The organism is Methylobacterium sp. Leaf123, from assembly GCF_001423405.1.
Classification (GTDB): domain Bacteria; phylum Pseudomonadota; class Alphaproteobacteria; order Rhizobiales; family Beijerinckiaceae; genus Methylobacterium.
The window spans coordinates 55357-71253 of sequence record NZ_LMNS01000037.1 but is presented as its reverse complement, the minus strand read 5'-3'; the positions used below and the strand labels follow the sequence as shown (position 1 = coordinate 71253).

The window sequence follows — 15897 nt, the reverse complement described above, 5'->3', positions numbered from 1 at the left end:
GGTGCTCCGCCGGCTGCGCCGCCGCCCGAGGAGGGCGACGCCCGCGATGGCCCAGGCAAGGATCGCCCCGATCCGCAGGCAAAGCCGCGAGGCGTATAGGTCAACGCTTCTCGGGTCATCGCTTCTTCGCAAAGCCGTCACGCCCCCGTCGCCCCCGCCTGCAACCTTTGCCGGGTGGGTGAAGCGTTGCCCGAAAGCCGCTCTCCACAGCCTTCATGGCGCGCCGTGGAACCGACTCATGGGGTTTGGCTTTGCTCTTGCGTACAGTTGAACGAAGATCGGCATTGTCTTCGCCGAATCGAAGGAGAGTCGCGAAAGTCGAGACGGGTTGAAAAAGCGAGTTTGCGAGAGTCACGCACGAGTCAAGGTGGAGTATCGATCCATGAAGAGACGACGCGCACGGCTTGAACTGGTTGAGGACCGACCGATCCGGATGCATCGCACCCGTTTCGACGAGGAACGTAACCTTGCACCAATCCAACCACTGACCGATCGACAAGGTCAGTACCTCGACGCCCTCGCGTCATCTTCACAAGTCATCGTCTTAGGCCCGGCCGGCACCGGAAAGACTTTCATCGCCGGCACCCGCGCCGCCGATCTTCTCCGCCAGCGCCGGATCGCCAAGGTCGTCATCACCCGCCCGAACGTGCCCTCGGGCCGCTCGCTCGGCTTCTTCCCCGGCACGCTGGAAGAGAAGATCGCGCCCTGGGTCGCGCCACTCACCGAGACCATGAAAGAGCGTATGGGTGCGGCCGCCTTCGACATCGCGGTCAAGGCCGGCGACATCGAAGTGGTGCCGTTCGAAGTGATGCGCGGGCGCACCTTCAAGAACTGCCTCGTGATCCTCGACGAGGCGCAGAACACCACCACCGCCGAAATCAAGATGTTCTTGACCCGCATCGGTGACGATTGCCAGGTCATCATCAACGGCGATGTGTCCCAGACCGACCTGCGCGAGACCTCGGGGCTTCGCACCGTCATCCACCTCGTAAAGAGCCGGATGATGACGATCCCGATCGTTGAGTTCACCCTCGACGACATCGTCCGCTCCGGCATCTGCGCGGAATGGGTGAGAGCGTTCGAGGAAGAGAAGCTGTAGCCGACGCGAAGACCTGACACGGTGTGATGACGGGGCATGAAGTTGCCTCGTCATCGCTTGTGTGCCGCCGTCAGATCTCGGCGCCCCTCTCAATGACCGATGTCTCGACGATGTCGGCGGGTTCGTAGAGCCATCGCCCGACGACCCCGGCCGCGATCGCGCCGGCGATCGGCGCGAGCCAGAACAGCCAGAGCTGCGAGATATAGTCCGGCCCCGCGAACAGGGCTGGCCCCGTGCTGCGCGCTGGGTTGACCGACGTGTTGGTCACGGGAATCGAGATCAGGTGGATCAGCACGAGGGCCAACCCGATAGGGATGCCGGCAAAGCCCGCCGCCGCGCCCTTCGACGTCGTGCCGACGATGATGAACAGGAAGATGAACGTCGTCAGCACCTCCGTGATCAAGCAGGCGGCGAGGCCGTACTTGCCGGGGCTGAGTTCGCCGTAGCCGTTCGAGGCGAACCCGTTCGGCACCCAGCCCGCCTTACCGGAGGCAATGGTGTAGAGGGCGAAGGCCGCCACCGTCGCCCCGATGACCTGCGCGATGATGTAGGGCAGAACGTGCCGGCTCGCGCAGCGTCGGGCCGACCACAAGCCGAGTGTGACGGCCGGATTGAAGTGGCCGCCCGAGATGTGCCCCACGGCGTATGCCATCGTCAGCACGGTAAAGCCGAAGGCGAAGGCGACGCCCAGGAAGCCGATCCCGAGCTCCGGATAGGCCGCAGAGATGACGGCGGCGCCGCAGCCGCCGAAGGTCAACCAAAAGGTGCCGAAGAATTCGGCGATCGTCCGACGCATCGTATCGTGATCCATGGCGACACCTCTTGCTGAGAGGGCTGCGCGGCGCGCACCGAGCGGTCGTTTCGAAGGTTCAATCGCGCACCGCGAGACCGAAATCATCTGCGTCGGCACCCGCCAGGACGCATCGGGCGAAGATTTCACGCGCGGATGACGCAAGCAATGATCGGCGTCACACGTCGAACGGCACGAAAAAGTCGTACCGCCGACGTGCCCAATGCGTGCTGATGGGCGATTCTGCGCCGTCCCAGCTCGGATGATGGTGGACGAACGGCAGCAGGACGCCGCGCAACGAACCACGCATCGCCGCGATTTCAGGCAGCCGCGACGCCCTTGATCCGCAGCGGTCCGACGCTCTTGCCGTCGAGCAATTGGCGCAGCCGCTCGACATCGTCGAAATTGTTCGACGTCAGCTCGGTGATGTCGCCCTCGACCAGCGCATCGACATGGCGGCAACGGCGGCGGTGGGTGCCCGCCGGGCAGGAACAGCGCAGATACGGCCCGTCCGTCCGCTCCTCGAATTCGAGCTGGTAGCGGTTGCCGGTGCTGCCGCGCATGGCGAAGCGCAACGCGTTCGAGGGCCGGAGATCGACGATGCCCGAGGCGCGTAGAGCCTTCGCCGAGGTCGAACGGGTCATGTCCCGGCGTGGCGTCGTGAGGGCACGGATCGGGGTGAGGCCGAGCCCGCGAGCGAGATCGGCGATATCGGTCGCCCCCGTCTCGCGCAGGGCCGCGAGCGCGATCTCGGCGCAGGCAAAGGCATCCTCGCCCGCGTCGTGGTGCTCGAAACGGATGCCGAGGCGGCCCGCCACCTTGGCGAGGCCGTGGCCGGCGGGATCGGGGAAGACGCGCCGGGCGATCTGGAGGGTGCAATGGCCGGCCATATCCGGCACCGGCTCGCCCCACGCGGCGAGCGAGGCGGCAAGCACCCCCATGTCGAAGCCGGCATTGTGCGCGAGCATCAGCCCGCCCGACAGGTCGGGCAGGAACTCGGCAATCACCTCGGGGAAGTTCGGCGCGTCGCGCACATCCGCCGGCAGGATGCCGTGGACACGGATATTGCCGGGCGAGAACCGCATCTGCGGCGGGCGGATCAGCCGGGATTCGCGCCGCACCACGCGGCCTCCCTCGATCCAGGCAAGCCCGACCGCGCAGGCGCTGTCGCGCCGCTCGTTGGCGGTCTCGAAGTCGATCGCGACGACGCTCATGGAGACAAGATTAAGGGGTCGCGGACTCATCCCGCAAGACGCGATTGGCCCTAACCTCCGTTCGGCGGTCCGAGCCGGCGGTCGAAGATCGTCCGCACCGTCCGCCGTTCCTCGTCGAGCCGGGCGCTGAGCGCCTTGGCATCGGGCAGGTTGGCGGCGCGAGCGAGGCGGGCGAGCGCCACGTCGGAGGCCTGCGTCGGGTCGCCCTCGACCATCAGGCGCTGCCACTGGTGCACGTCGTCGAGGAGCCGGTAGGCGTCGGCGAGTTGCTCGGCCTCGTCCGCCGCGATGATCCCGTCTTCGGCGGCGCGGGAAAACACCGCGGGCGCATCGAGACCGATCAGGTCGGGATAGTCGTGCGCATGGCCGAGAACGAGGGCCTGCGCCAGGAAATCGAGGTCGAGCAGACCGCCGGGGGCGAGCTTGAGGTCGAGGGGGCCGTGATCGCCCTTCTCGTTCTCGACCGTCGCGCGCATGCCGCGCACCGAGCGGTTCACCGTGTCGGCGTCGCGCGGCTGCATCAGCGCGTCGCGGATCGTCGCTTTCGCATCCTCGGCGAGGCTCTCATCACCCGCGATGACGCGGGCGCGGGTGAGCGCCATGTGCTCCCACAGCTCGGCCTCCTCGCGCTGGTAGGCGCGGAAGCTGCGGAACTGCGCCGCCACCGCACCCTGGCCGCCCCCGGGACGCAGGCGCAGATCCACCTCGTAGAGCAGCCCGCGGCGGGTCGGGGCGGTGAGCGCCGCGACGAGGCGCTGGGTCAGCCGATTGTAGGCCACCGCCGCATCAAGGGGTTTGGGGCCGGTGCTGGTGCGGTTCTCCGGATCGAAATCGTAGAGCACCACAAGGTCGAGGTCCGATTCCGCCGTGAGTTGGTGCGAGCCGAGGCGGCCATAGCCGAGCACGACGATGCGGCCGCTCAGAATCGGGCCGTGATCAGCAAAGAAGGTTTTTGAGACCGCTTCCAGCGCGGTCGCCACCGCGGCATCGGCGATGGCCGAGAAGGCGCAGCCGGCCGCCTGCGGCGTGAGAATGCCGGAGAGGAGTCGCGCCCCGGTGAGGAAGCGGAGCTGCCGGGCCGCGTCGCGGCTGCGGTCGAGAAACACCTCGTGGCTGTCCGGCCGGCCCAGCAGGGCGCGGTAATGCGCGTCGATGGCCCCGGCATCGACCGACGGGTCGCCGAAATCGGGGTCGATCACCGCGTCGAGCACGTGCGGCGAGAAGGCGACGGTGCCCGCCAAGCGGGGAGCGCTGCCGAGCAGGTCGGCGAAGAGCAGCCGCAGGCGCTCATGCTCGCGCAGGATGGTCAGCAACTCCACCGCCGCCGGCATCCGGCCGAAGGCGCGGTCGAGATTGGCCAGCGCCGCATCCGGATCGGGCGTGCCGGAGAGCGCCTTGAGCAGGGCCGGAACGAGTTCGGTCAGCACCTCGCGGGCGCGAGGACTGCGCACCGCCGCCCGCCGCCCGAAATGCCAGCCACGCACTGTGTCGGTGACGCGCTCGGGATCGCGGAAGCCGAGGCTGCGCAGGGTGGCGAGCGTCGCCGGATCGTCGGCGGCGCCGCTGAAGACGAGGTCGCCCACATCGGACGAGAGATCGGGCCCGGCCTCGAACAGCAAGGCGTAATGCGCCTGTACCCGGCGGGCATGGGCGAGCAAGGCCGCCTCGAAGCCGGCCAGATCGGGAAAGCCCGCGAACCGGGCGAAACTCTCGAGTTCGGTCCGGTCGGTCGGCAGGCGCTGGGTCTGCTCGTCGCGGACCATCTGCAAGCGGTGCTCGACCGTGCGCAGGAAGGCGTAGGCTTGCGCCAGCTCGTCCCGCGCCTCGGCCGAGATCCAGCCGTCCTCGTGCAGCTTGGCCAGCATCGGCACGGTCGAGCGCCCCCGCAGCATCGGGCGCCGGCCGCCGAAGACGAGTTGCTGGGTCTGGACGAAGAACTCGATCTCGCGGATGCCGCCCCGGCCGAGCTTGATGTCGTGGCCGGCTACCGCCAGCGCCTCGTGCCCGCGCACGGCGTGGATCTGCCGCTTCATGGCGTGCACGTCGGCAATCGCGGCGAAGTCGAAATACTTGCGCCAGACGAAGGGGGTGAGGTCGGCCAGGAACCGCTCGCCCACCGGGATGTCACCGGCGATGGCGCGGGCCTTGATGAAGGCCGCCCGCTCCCAGTTCTGGCCCGTGGTCTCGTAATAGACATAGGCCGAGGCGAGGCTCATCGCGGTCGGCGTCGAGCCGGGATCGGGGCGCAGGCGGTAATCGACCCGGTGGACATAGCCGTCGCGGGTGCGCTCCTGCAGCAGCTTCGAGACGCCCTGCGCCAGCTTGGTGAAGAACGGCGTCGGCTCCAGCCCTGGCTTCAGGGGTGCGGTTTCGGGATCGAAGAACACGATCAGGTCGATATCGCTCGAATAGTTCAGCTCGCGCCCGCCGAGCTTGCCCAAGCCCAACACGACGAGGCCCGAGCCGGCCTGCGGATCGTTTCGCTCCGTCGGGAGGTAGCGGCCGGAGGCGGCCGCTTGCAGCAGCATCGCATCGACGGCCGCCGAGACCGAGGCGTCGGCGAAATCGGAGAGCGCGGTGGTCACCCGCTCCAAGGGCCAGAGACCGCCGATATCGGCGAGCGCGACGAGGAGCGCGTGCTCGGCCCGGTTCCGCCGCAAGGTCTTGCCGACCGCGTCGAGATCGGGCGCGGCGCCCTCCCCCGCCCGGCCGGCGGCGCGCTGCGCGGCGATGATGCGGGCGTCGGCGGCTTCCGGCGCTTCTTCGAACAGGCGGACGAGGCGGGCGGGATCGCGCGCGGCGAGCGACCACAGGAAGGTCGAGTGGTCGGCGAGCGCCGCGAGGAGGTCTCGGGCCGAACCCTCGCGCAGGGTGGCGGGGAGCGCGTCGGCGATCTCATCAAGGCGCGCCTGGGCCGCCTCGGGATTCGAGAGCGGCGGGGCCTGCCCCAGCCGCGCGATCAGGGGCGCCGTGCCGTCGTCGCGGGCAATCTGCCCGTCGTGTCGCCTGCCCATGCCGTCCCTTCTTCGCTTCGAAGCGCCCGCATCGCCGTCGCGCCGCGGCCCTGCCCATCAAACGCGCAAATCGGGTTCTGCCAAGGGCATTTCGGAACAGGGGAGCAAGGCACGCGCGCCACGGGGTTTCGGGTTCAGGCCGCCCGAAGCGTTCCCACGAAGTCGCGGACGGTCTCGGCGAGCGCGTCGCATTCCCCGGCCAGACGCTCGGAGGCGTCGAGCCCGGCTGCCGCGGCGGCGCCGGTGAGATCGGCGGAACGGGCGAGGCCGTCGAGGTTGTCGGAGACCGCGCCCGTTCGCCGGGCCGCCCGCTCGGCGTTGTCGGCGATGGCGCCGGTCGCTGCCCCCTGCCCTTCCACCGCCGCGGCGACCGAGCGGGTGATGGTGCCGAGTTCCTCGATCGTCCCGCCAATCCGGCCGATCGCCGCGACCGCCTGACCGGTCTGGTCCTGGATCGCAAGGATCTGCGCTTCGATCTCCTGCGTCGCGAGGGCGGTGCGGGCCGCGAGCGCCTTCACCTCGCCCGCGACCACACCGAACCCCCGGCCGGCCGCGCCGGCACGCGAGGCTTCGATGGTCGCGTTGAGCGCGAGCAGGTTGGTCTGCTCGGCGATGGTGCCGATGAGCAGCACGATCTGGTTGATGCGCTGGGCCGCCTCGGCCAGCGCGCGCACGGTCTCGTCGGTCTGGCCCGCCTCCCGTGTCGCCCGGCCCGCCACCTCGGCGGCGCGGGTCATGTGGCTTCCGATCTCGCGCACCGTGGCCGAGAGCGTGCCGGCCGCAGCCGCGACGCCCTGCACGTCGGCGGCGGTCTCCTGCGAGGCCGTGGACAAAGCCGTCGTGCGGCGGGCGGCGTCGCCTGCGGCGGCTGAGAGATCCTGCGAGGCGTGCCGCACCCGGTTGGCGGATTCGGCCGCGTCCCGGACGAGGCGGTTCACGCTGCTCTCGAAACGCTCGGCCAGTTCGCCGGCCGTGCGGCGGCGCTCGGCCCGGGCCTCGGCTTCGGCCGCGCCCTGGCGAGTATGGGCTTCGGTCTCGGCGGCGCGCGCGGCGTCGGCGGCGGCGAGCGAGCGCGCCGAGACCGAGAACAGGGACGCGAGCTGGACGCTGAGCCAGACGAGGACCGCGGTCTTCAGCACGACGATGACCGCGTGGAGCACCACCCGGCCGAGATCGGCCCCATTTGGATAGACCGCAATCGGCAGAAGCAGGTTCAGGCCGAGATGGTGCAGAGCCGTCGCCGCGGCGGCGGAGAGAAGCACGCGCCAGTCGCAATAGGCCGAGAGCACCGCCAGGGCGGCGAAGAAGTACATGTGCAGGTCGAGCTGCCAGGAATGGCCGGAAGCCGCAGCGAGCAGCAGCGCCACCATTCCGACCATCGCCACCGCCACGGTGAGACGCGTGGCGAGCCCGTCGCCGTTCAGACGCCACGTGACCGTGGCCGCCGCAGCGAGGCCGAACGTCATCAGCCCCTGGGCCGCGATCGGGTTTCCGAGGGCGGCCGCCACGGCGACGTTGAACGGCACGTGCAGCCAGAGCAGGGCGATGAGGCCGCGGCTCGCGGTGCGGCGCAGGCTGTCGAGATCACGCAAGCGGGATTCGGTCATGGTCGTGGCTCTCGGGCTCCAAGCTCTTGGAATTTGGGCTTTTCAGGAGAGGTGCAGAGGCCGAAGCCCCGCGGGTCGAACAGAACGAGCGCGCCGCCCGCCCGCAGGCGCTCGGCGAAGCCCGGCGCGGAGGATCGGGTGACGACGAGTCCCGGCAGGCGACCGAGGCCCAGCACGGCGCCACCCGCCGCCACCGCGGCGCCGAGGCTGCGGCTCGGCTCCCACCAGGGCGGAAACAGGGCGGCCACCGGCCGGCCCGGCTCCGCCATCGGCGCTCCAAGCCACGCTGAGCCGATCAGGCTCGCCAGCAAGAGGGCCACGGGCAGCAGCCAGCTTCGAGCGGAGCCCGGTGTCGACGGCTGAGTCCGGATTCCTTCCCCTGCCATCGACTTGGCGCCACGGTACGACTTCGAACGATCAACAACCCAACATTGTTGATCCGTGTTAAGTTCGGGTTATGCCCGATGCCCGTGACGGCGGAGTCCCGAACGGGCGTAACGCTGCGCCGACTGCACCGGTCAAGCTCGACAGTTCCGCCCCGAGCGGCGCGATCGCAGCCGAGACGCCGGGGGCGGCGATGGTGATCCGGTCGTTCATGCGACGGCTCTCCGTTCCGTGCGTCCGGGTTCTGGCTCCGGACGCCCCGAGCACAAGAGGGCGAGGGTCAGGGGGGCGTCGAAGGCCATCGCCCGATCGCCTCGTGCCCGGCCGGCGTCAGCGCGTAGACGCCGTGGCCGGTGCGCTCGAACCAGCCGTAGACGTTGCGGCGGAGGATGGCGGCAGCCGTCGGGACGGCGCTCGCCAGGTCGCGCGGGCGCAGCGGCCCGGGCGCCAGGGCGCGGGCGCAGAGGAGGGCCTGCTGGCGATAGGCGGTCATCACCGGCGCACGCGAACCGCCGCCGGCCACGGGGTCGCCCTGTCGGCGGCGATGCTCGTTCAGAAGGCGCGAGCGCCGCTTGGGGTCGCGCCGGGGCATCGGCGCTCCAGGGCCGAGAAGGACATGGACGCCGTCGTCGGCACCGACGCCGAGAAGGCCGAAGCCGAGGCGCCGGCACAGCTTGCGGAAGCGCGCATCGGCCTCCCGCCCCTTGCCGCGCACCGACAGGCGCGCCGCCAGCCACACCTCGTCGCAGGCGCCGGCGCGGTCCACGGCCTGCAGCACGAGTTCCAGGTTGAAGCTCTGCTTCAGCTCGCACACCACCAGCACCGGCGGCTCGCCCTCGCGCACGCCCAGGAGGTCGCAGCCGCCGATCTCGCCTTTGACGGCAAAGCCGAGGGTTTCGAGGAAGCCCTTCACCGGCGCGTAGAGCGCTGTTTCCGGCGGGCGGGCGGACGCGCTCACGGCCGCGGCGACCGGCAAGCGCGGGAGGCCGTGCGGATGGGGCGGAGCGGTTGGATCATCGGGCGACACGCGCGAGGCAGATACCACCCGAAGCGCGAGACCTCCACCGCGCGAGGCGTCTTCCCGCTCCCCGTCAGGCCGGGTCGCACCGCGCCGAGCCCGGCCAGCGCCGCCTCCTTGCTCAGGGCGAACCTGTCGAAGCGATGGTCCTTGGAAGCCGCTCTGACGATCGCGCGAACGAAGACAGCTTGTCGGAGCCGCACCTCGGCCCCGGCGCCCTGCCTCGAGGGAATTTTTCGGCCGGCCGGCCGTCCTGTCATGAAGGGCTCGGGGAGCAGGCACGCGCTTTCTTCGGTTGATCCCAGCCAAGCCGGAGCGGCATTCTCTCGCGGTACCTCCGGCGGGCGACACGGCGACCGAGGACGAAAGTGAATCGATGAGCAGCATCAACCTCGTTCCCTTCGCCGAAGCTGCCGTCTTCACGCTCGGCTGCATCCTGATCGCGAGCCGGCGGTTCGAGCCGCAGCGGGTCGGCGCGGTGCTCGGGCTCGCCACCATCACGCTGGCGGTGCTGCTGGTGGTCCTGGCGCTTCCCGGCAGTCCGCAGGCGACGCTTGCCGACCCTGACGGCGTGCGCAATTTCCTGAACTGAGTTCGCTTCAGGCCGCACCGGCCGGCAGGCTCAGGGTGACGGCGAGCCCCGGAGCATTATCGGCAAGGTCGAGGCTTCCGCCGTGCAGCCGGGCGACGGCGGCGACGAGGCTGAGGCCCAGGCCGAAGCCGGGGCGCGTGCGGGCGGCATCGAGGCGCACGAAGCGGTCGAGCACCCGTTCCCGCTCGGCCTCCGGGATGCCGGGGCCGCGATCCGCCACCCGTAGCTGGACGACGCCATCGGCGCGGCGCGCGCTGACCGTGATTTCCTGCGGGCCGGACGCCGAGGCGCAGGCACCGTACTTGATCGCGTTGTCGAGGAGGTTGGCGATCGCCTGCCCGACCAGTTCGCGATTGCCGTCGAGGCTCAGGTCCGGCTCGATCTGAACGGTGAGGCTGAGGCCCCTGTCTTCGGCCAGCGGCTCGTAGAGTTCGGCCACTTCCCGCGCCACCGCACCGGCGTCGAAACGGCTCACGCTCTCGGGCGCGTTGCCGGCCTCCAGCCGGGCGATGGTGAGGAGCGCGTTGAACACCCGGATCAGCCCGTCGCTGTCCTCGATCACGCCCTCCATCGCCGCGCGCAGGGCCTCCGGCGTCTCGGCATTGCGCAGGGCCTCGTCGGCGCGGTTGCGCAGGCGTGTGAGCGGCGTCTTGAGGTCGTGGGCGATGTTGTCGGAGACTTCGCGCATGCCGCGCATCAGCTCGCCGATGCGCTCCAGCATCAGGTTGAGGTTCTGGGCGAGGCGGTCCAGCTCGTCCCCGGCGCTGCCGACCCGCAGGCGGCCGTCGAGATCGCCCGCCATGATCGTGCGGGTGGTCTCGGTCATGTCGTCCACGCGCTTCAAGACGCGGCTCGCCACGAACCAGCCGCCGAGCACGCCGAGCAGCACGACGAGGGCCAGCGAGGAGCCGAAGGTGTTGCCGATCGCCGCGCGCAAGCGGTCGCGCTCTTCGGTGTCGCGGCCGACCACGAGGCGAAAGCCCCCGGCGAGGTTGAACACCCGCAGGATCGCGCGGTGCTCGCTCGGGTCGGCATCGGAGCCGCGCCCGTAATAGCTCTCGTACTGGCCGGACCGGGCGAGGATGTCGGCCGGCAGCCGGCTCACATTGCCGACGATGTGCTCGCCCGCAGGCGTGGTCACGAGATACAGCGAGGCCCCGGGCTCCCCCGCGCGCCGTTCCACCACGGCGATGAGGCGGCGCAGCCCGCCCGCGGTGTATTGCTCGGACAGCCCGTTGATCTCGGCATCGATGGTCGAGACGATCTGGTCGTCGAGCACCCGGCGCGCGTTCCAGGCGACATAGCCGAGCCCGAGCGAGGCCAGCACCGCGAACAGCACGAGATAGGCGAGCGACAGCTTGAACGCCGTCGTGCGGAAGATCTTTCCGAGGCGCGCGATGAGGCCGTCCGGCGGCGGTGAGGCGGCGGGACTCACGAGGCTTGCGGCTCGTCGGCCCGGATGACGTAGCCCGCGCCGCGCACCGTGTGGATCATCGGATGCTCGAAGCCGCGGTCGATCTTCGCGCGCAGGCGCGAGACGTGGACGTCGATGACGTTGGTCTGCGGATCGAAATGGTAGTCCCAGACATGCTCCAGCAGCATCGTCCGGGTCACGACCTGCCCGGCATGACGCATGAGGTATTCGAGCAGCCGGAACTCGCGGGGTTGGAGCACGATCTCGCGGCCCGCCCGTGTCACCCGGTGCGAGAGCCGGTCGAGTTCGAGATCGCCGACCCGGTAGGCGGTGGCCTCGCTCTGGCCGGTCGCGGCCGTGCGGCGGCGGGCCAGCACCTCGGTACGGGCCAGAAGCTCGGAGAAGGCATAGGGTTTCGGGAGATAGTCGTCGCCCCCGGCCCGCAGCCCCTTCACCCGGTCGTCCACTTGGCCCAGCGCCGAGAGGATGAGGACCGGCGTGGCGATCTCCTGCTCGCGCAAGGAGCGCACGAGCGAGAGCCCGTCGAGCTTCGGCAACATGCGATCGACGATCAGAACGTCGTAATCGCCCTCGCGGGCGAGCGCATAGCCGTCGAGGCCGTCGCCCGCATGGTCCACCGCGTGCCCGGCTTCCCGGAACGCTTTGACCAGATAGGCGGCGGCCTCGCGGTCGTCCTCGATGATGAGCAGGCGCATGACGCCTGTCAGATACGCTGCGCCGCTCAGGAGCGCGAGGCGTTCACCGACAATTCCGGCTTGTGGTTGAGGGTCTGGAACACGACGCAGTAGCGCTCGGTCAGCTTGAGGAGCTGGTCGAGCTTCTCCTGAGGGGCGTCGGTGTCGAGGTCGAACGTCAGGCGGATCGCGCGGAAGCCGACCGGCGCCTCCTTGTCGACGCCGAGCGTGCCGCGGAAGTCGAGGTCGCCCTCGGCGCTGACCGTGCCGGCCTTCAGCGGGATTTCGAGCGCGGTGGCCACCGCCTTCACCGTTACGCCCGCGCAGGCGACGAGCGCTTCGAGCAGCATGTCGCCGGAGCAGAGTTCGGCGCCCGAACCGCCGGTGGCGGGGTGCAGGCCGGCCACTGCCAGCGCGCGGCCGGTCTCGACCTTGCAGGCGATGCTGGTGTCGTCGAGCGAGCCCTTCGCCTCGAGGGTGATGACGGCCGAATCCGGCGTCTCACGGTACTTGTTCTTGAGCGGGGCCTGGAGAGCGCGCAGGGCGTCGGCGTCCATGGATTTCCTCCTGTTTTTTTGGTGGCCTGGATTTAGCGGCTTTCGCGCGGCCGCGACACCTCAGAACGAGCTGCCGCCGGCGAGTTCCGGCGCACGGGAGGCGTCGCGCGGGCGCAGCGAATGGTCGAGGGCGGCGAGGATGTTGCGGGTCGCCGCCTCGCTCGTCGGCGCCGCCGGGTCGCGCGGCCGGCGCATCGGCAGCGCGACCGTGTCGTCGAGGCGGCCCGGGCGCGGGCGCATGACGATGGCGCGGTCGGCGAGCGCCACGGCCTCGGCGACGTCGTGGGTGACGATCAGCACCGTCGGCCGCACCTCCTCCCACAGGGCGAGGAGATGGCGGTGGAGATCCTTGCGGGTGAAGGCATCGAGCGCCGAGAACGGCTCGTCGAGAAGCAGCACCCGCGGATTGGCCACGAAGGCGCGGGCGATCGAGACGCGCTGCTGCTGCCCGCCCGACAATTCGCGCGGCCAGCGCCCGGCCTGCTCGGCGAGGCCGACCCGCTCCAGGGCGTGGGCGACGCGCTCCCTGCGCTCGCGCCGCGGCAGATGATCGATGCCGAAGCCGACATTCTCGGCGACCGTCAGCCAGGGCAGCAGGCGCGGCTCCTGAAACACGAGCCCGACGCCGGGATGGGGGCCGGTGATCGGCTCACCGTCGAGCGCGATCTGGCCCGCACTCGGCCGGTCGAGCCCGGCGATGAGGCGCAGGAGCGTCGTCTTCCCGCAGCCTGAGCCGCCGATCAGCGCGACGATCTCGGCGTTCGGAACGTCGAGGTCGATGCCCTCCAGCGCGCGGGTGCCGTCGGCATAGGTCTTGGAGAGGCTCTGGATGCTCAGCATGGCGGCCTCACAGCGTCTCGCGCGCCGTATCCTGCCAGCGCACCAGCGGGCTGGTCAGGGCGACGAGCCCGGCATCGGCGGCCTTGCCGACGACGGCAAAGCTGATGATCGCGGTCAGGATCTGGTCGGGCTTGCTGAATTGCTGGCCATCGAGAAGCAGGTAGCCGAGCCCCTCGGAAGCGCCCATCAGTTCGGCCGCCACCACGAACAGGAAGCCCAGCCCGAGCCCGGTGCGAAGCGCCGTCAGGGTGGCCGGGAGCACGGCCGGCAGGAGGATGCGCCGGGCGAGTGCGACCCGCGAGAGGCGGAAGATGCGGCCAACCTCCACCAGCTTGCGATCGACCGAGGCGATGGCGCCAGCCACGCCGATATAGACGGGGAAGAACACGCCGACCGCGATCAAGGCGACCTTCGGCGTCTCGAGGATGCCGAACCACAGGATGAACAGCGGCACCCAGGCAAGCGAGGGCACGGCGCGCAGGGCCTGAAGGCTCGGATCGACCAGCCAGCGCAGGGTCGGCAGCGTTGCGGTGAGCGCGCCCGCGAGGATGCCGGCGCCCGCCCCGAAGGCGAAGCCGAGGCCGACGCGGATCAGGGTCGCCTCGACATGGGTCCAGAGTTCGCCCGAGGCTGCGAGCGTCCAGAGGGCGGCCGCGATCCGGCTCGGCGGCGGCAGCAGGCGCCCGGAGGCGAACCCGGTCGCGACGGCCGCCTCCCAGCCGAGCGCCAGGGCGAGCGGCAGCAGTAGGCCCAGCGCCAGCCGCGCGCTTCCGCCGAGGATGGCGGAGCGACGCGCAGGCGCCGCCTTCGTTTCAGTGTCGTCGGGGAGAACGGTGGTGACGCTCATGCGAGGGAGCCGGGCCGGATCTGCATCGTGTTCTCGAAGATACCCTACCGGATCCGGCGTTCAGCGCCGCGCATCGGTCGCCGCGCGCAGGGCGAGGCCGGCCAACACGGTTCCCATGAACCAGCGTTGCGCACGGAGCCAGACGGGCCGCCCCTTCAGGAACGCCGCGACGGACCCGGCCGACAGGACGATCACCGCGTTCACCGTGAGACTGACCGCGATCTGGACGAGGCCGAGCGCGAGGGATTGCGTCAGCACCCCGCCCGCCGCCGGATCGATGAATTGCGGCAGCAGTGACAGGTACATCACAGCGATCCTAGGGTTCAGCACACTGGTAAGGAAACCCATGGCGAAGAGCCGCCCCGCCCCGTCCGGCGGCAGCGGGCGGGTGTCGAAAGGCGAGCGCCCGCCGGGCCGCACGGCCTGCCATGCGAGGAAGAAGAGATAGGCCGCACCCGACAGGCGCAGGGTGTCGTAGGCGAAGGGCACCGCCACGAGGAGGGCGGTGATGCCGAAGGCCGCGCAGAGCAGGTAGACGACAAAGCCCGCCGCGACGCCTGTCAGCGAGACCAGCCCGGCCGCCCGCCCCTGCACGACGGTGCGCGAGACGAGATAGGCCATGTTCGGGCCGGGCGTCAGCACCATCCCGAGGCAGACCAGGGCGAAGGCGGCGAGGTGCGCGGCGTCCGGCATCGGCAGGCTCAGCGGGCCGGGGCCGGGTTGAACTGCGGATCGATCAGCCCGTCCACCGCCGCCGCCACGTCGGTGGAAGCGGGGATGACGCCCGCCTGCTGCAAGGCGAGGCCGGCGGCGCGGATGCTCTCGGCCTGGGCCGAACCGACGGCCGGCTGGCTGAGATCGGTGCGCTCGATCTGCTTGGCGATCACCGGCTCGGGCAGCTTGGTGGCCGAGACGAGCGCGCTCTTCAGCGCGTCCGGGTTGGTGAGCGCATAGGCGCGGGCCTGCTCGTAGGCGGCGATGACGACCCGCACGAGATCGGGATGCGCCTTGGCGAAATCCTCGCGCACGTCGAGCACGCCCCAGGTGTTGGCGGAGGCGTCGCGGTGGAACAGCACGCCGCCGCTCTCGATCTCGGCGGCGGCCATCATCGGATCAAGCCCGGCCCAGGCATCGACATCGCCGCGGTCGAGCGCGGTGCGGCCGTCGGCATGCTGGAGCAGGACGAGCTTGGCGTCCTTCTCGGTGAGCCCGGCGCCCTGAAGCGCGCGGATCAGGAAGATGTGCGGATCTGTGCCGCGGGTGACGGCGATGCGCTTGCCCTTGAGGTCGGCGGGCTTGGAAATCCCCGTCTGCTTGCGGGTGACGAGCGCGGTCCATTCCGGCCGGGAATAGGCGTAGACGACCTTGATCGGGTTGCCGTTGATGCGCGCCAGGAGTGCCGCCGCGCCCGCCGAGGAGCCGAAATCGATGGCGCCGCCGTTCAGGAATTCCAGCGCCTTGTTGGAGCCGAGCGATTGGACCCAACGCACCTTGATGCCGCGGGCCTTCAGCGCCTCTTCCAGAAACCCCTTCTCCTTCAAAACGAGGCTGACCGGATTGTAGGTCGCCCAATCGAGCCGGATCTCGGAGATTTCGGCAGCCTGCAGGTTCGAACCCGTCGCGAGAAGGCCGAACAATCCGGCGAATGCGGAGAGGACGGTGCGGCGTCGAATCATGCGACTGTCTCCCATATCGGCCCGGCTTGTTGCCGGATCCACCAGATGGCTAGAACAGTCGCGTTCGTTTCGTCAAACGAAAATCCGCAGAACAGAACGGCTGAGTTGCACGCAACCGACCGATGCCGCCGCCGGCTTTACATGCTAACG

Annotated in this window: 15 protein-coding genes; 2 read left to right on the top strand and 13 right to left on the bottom strand. The window is 70.0% G+C overall.

Features of this window, described 5'->3' with window-relative positions:
* Positions 1–382 precede the first annotated feature (382 nt).
* Entirely contained in the window at positions 383–1099 is a 717-nt protein-coding gene (locus tag ASF53_RS19095; RefSeq protein WP_056202230.1) for a PhoH family protein, read from the top strand.
* 70 nt (positions 1100–1169) lie between these two features.
* Here the strand turns inward: ASF53_RS19095 and aqpZ are convergent, their stop codons facing one another.
* The 6 genes from aqpZ to ASF53_RS19065 form a co-directional block, all read right to left on the bottom strand.
* Positions 1170–1910, bottom strand: coding sequence for an aquaporin Z (aqpZ, locus tag ASF53_RS19090; RefSeq protein WP_056202228.1), 741 nt, complete (start codon positions 1908–1910; stop codon positions 1170–1172).
* 299 nt (positions 1911–2209) lie between these two features.
* Positions 2210–3103: a 3'-5' exonuclease gene (locus tag ASF53_RS19085; RefSeq protein ID WP_056202225.1), complete on the bottom strand. Its 894-nt coding sequence runs from the start codon at positions 3101–3103 to the stop codon at positions 2210–2212.
* Positions 3104–3153: 50 nt separating this feature from the next.
* Positions 3154–6117 (bottom strand): bifunctional [glutamine synthetase] adenylyltransferase/[glutamine synthetase]-adenylyl-L-tyrosine phosphorylase, encoded by a 2964-nt coding sequence (locus tag ASF53_RS19080; RefSeq protein ID WP_056202223.1) that lies wholly within the window; start codon positions 6115–6117, stop codon positions 3154–3156.
* Between the two features lie 134 nt (positions 6118–6251).
* A complete protein-coding gene (locus tag ASF53_RS19075; protein ID WP_056202220.1) occupies positions 6252–7724 on the bottom strand; it encodes a methyl-accepting chemotaxis protein in 1473 nt (490 codons plus the stop codon).
* Positions 7721–8044, bottom strand: coding sequence for a hypothetical protein (locus ASF53_RS19070; RefSeq protein WP_156635657.1), 324 nt, complete (start codon positions 8042–8044; stop codon positions 7721–7723). Before ASF53_RS19070 ends, ASF53_RS19075 begins: the two co-directional genes overlap by 4 nt.
* Before the next feature lie 344 nt (positions 8045–8388).
* Complete coding sequence (locus ASF53_RS19065; protein WP_056202215.1) at positions 8389–9084, bottom strand: DUF2161 domain-containing phosphodiesterase; 696 nt, start codon at positions 9082–9084, stop codon at positions 8389–8391.
* Between the two features lie 418 nt (positions 9085–9502).
* Between ASF53_RS19065 and ASF53_RS19055 the strand changes: the two genes are divergently transcribed.
* The gene (locus ASF53_RS19055) at positions 9503–9718 is read left to right on the top strand and encodes a hypothetical protein (protein WP_056202206.1); all 216 of its coding nucleotides are present in this window, start codon (positions 9503–9505) and stop codon (positions 9716–9718) included.
* Between the two features lie 7 nt (positions 9719–9725).
* On the opposite strand, the gene ASF53_RS19050 is transcribed toward ASF53_RS19055, so the two are convergent.
* From ASF53_RS19050 to ASF53_RS19020, 7 genes are read right to left on the bottom strand one after another with little or no spacing between them, the layout of a single operon-like run.
* Positions 9726–11153 carry a HAMP domain-containing sensor histidine kinase gene (locus tag ASF53_RS19050; RefSeq protein ID WP_056202203.1) on the bottom strand — a complete coding sequence of 476 codons (1428 nt, stop codon included), beginning with the start codon at positions 11151–11153 and terminating at the stop codon, positions 9726–9728.
* Positions 11150–11848 (bottom strand): response regulator transcription factor, encoded by a 699-nt coding sequence (locus ASF53_RS19045; RefSeq protein ID WP_056202200.1) that lies wholly within the window; start codon positions 11846–11848, stop codon positions 11150–11152. Before ASF53_RS19045 ends, ASF53_RS19050 begins: the two co-directional genes overlap by 4 nt.
* Positions 11849–11874: 26 nt before the next feature.
* Entirely contained in the window at positions 11875–12384 is a 510-nt protein-coding gene (locus ASF53_RS19040; protein ID WP_056202198.1) for an OsmC family protein, read from the bottom strand.
* Between the two features lie 60 nt (positions 12385–12444).
* Positions 12445–13224: an ABC transporter ATP-binding protein gene (locus ASF53_RS19035; protein ID WP_056202195.1), complete on the bottom strand. Its 780-nt coding sequence runs from the start codon at positions 13222–13224 to the stop codon at positions 12445–12447.
* A gap of 7 nt (positions 13225–13231) precedes the next feature.
* The gene (locus ASF53_RS19030) at positions 13232–14071 is read right to left on the bottom strand and encodes an ABC transporter permease (RefSeq protein ID WP_056202192.1); all 840 of its coding nucleotides are present in this window, start codon (positions 14069–14071) and stop codon (positions 13232–13234) included.
* Between the two features lie 60 nt (positions 14072–14131).
* On the bottom strand, positions 14132–14764 hold the full coding sequence (locus ASF53_RS19025) for a LysE family translocator (protein WP_056202189.1): 633 nt from the start codon (positions 14762–14764) through the stop codon (positions 14132–14134).
* Between the two features lie 8 nt (positions 14765–14772).
* Positions 14773–15747: an aliphatic sulfonate ABC transporter substrate-binding protein gene (locus ASF53_RS19020; protein ID WP_056202184.1), complete on the bottom strand. Its 975-nt coding sequence runs from the start codon at positions 15745–15747 to the stop codon at positions 14773–14775.
* Positions 15748–15897 lie beyond the last annotated feature (150 nt).

What these genes read in the sequence shown, in the direction of transcription:
- ASF53_RS19035 (WP_056202195.1), bottom strand. Translation starts at nt 13,224, where the DNA reads ATGCTGAGCATCCAGAGCCTCTCCAAGACCTATGCCGACGGCACCCGC.
- ASF53_RS19085 (WP_056202225.1), bottom strand. Translation starts at nt 3,103, where the DNA reads ATGAGCGTCGTCGCGATCGACTTCGAGACCGCCAACGAGCGGCGCGAC.
- aqpZ (WP_056202228.1), bottom strand. Translation starts at nt 1,910, where the DNA reads ATGGATCACGATACGATGCGTCGGACGATCGCCGAATTCTTCGGCACC.
- ASF53_RS19080 (WP_056202223.1), bottom strand. Translation starts at nt 6,117, where the DNA reads ATGGGCAGGCGACACGACGGGCAGATTGCCCGCGACGACGGCACGGCG.
- ASF53_RS19020 (WP_056202184.1), bottom strand. Translation starts at nt 15,747, where the DNA reads ATGATTCGACGCCGCACCGTCCTCTCCGCATTCGCCGGATTGTTCGGC.
- ASF53_RS19045 (WP_056202200.1), bottom strand. Translation starts at nt 11,848, where the DNA reads ATGCGCCTGCTCATCATCGAGGACGACCGCGAGGCCGCCGCCTATCTG.
- ASF53_RS19095 (WP_056202230.1), top strand. Translation starts at nt 383, where the DNA reads ATGAAGAGACGACGCGCACGGCTTGAACTGGTTGAGGACCGACCGATC.
- ASF53_RS19040 (WP_056202198.1), bottom strand. Translation starts at nt 12,384, where the DNA reads ATGGACGCCGACGCCCTGCGCGCTCTCCAGGCCCCGCTCAAGAACAAG.
- ASF53_RS19030 (WP_056202192.1), bottom strand. Translation starts at nt 14,071, where the DNA reads ATGAGCGTCACCACCGTTCTCCCCGACGACACTGAAACGAAGGCGGCG.
- ASF53_RS19025 (WP_056202189.1), bottom strand. Translation starts at nt 14,764, where the DNA reads ATGCCGGACGCCGCGCACCTCGCCGCCTTCGCCCTGGTCTGCCTCGGG.
- ASF53_RS19055 (WP_056202206.1), top strand. Translation starts at nt 9,503, where the DNA reads ATGAGCAGCATCAACCTCGTTCCCTTCGCCGAAGCTGCCGTCTTCACG.
- ASF53_RS19075 (WP_056202220.1), bottom strand. Translation starts at nt 7,724, where the DNA reads ATGACCGAATCCCGCTTGCGTGATCTCGACAGCCTGCGCCGCACCGCG.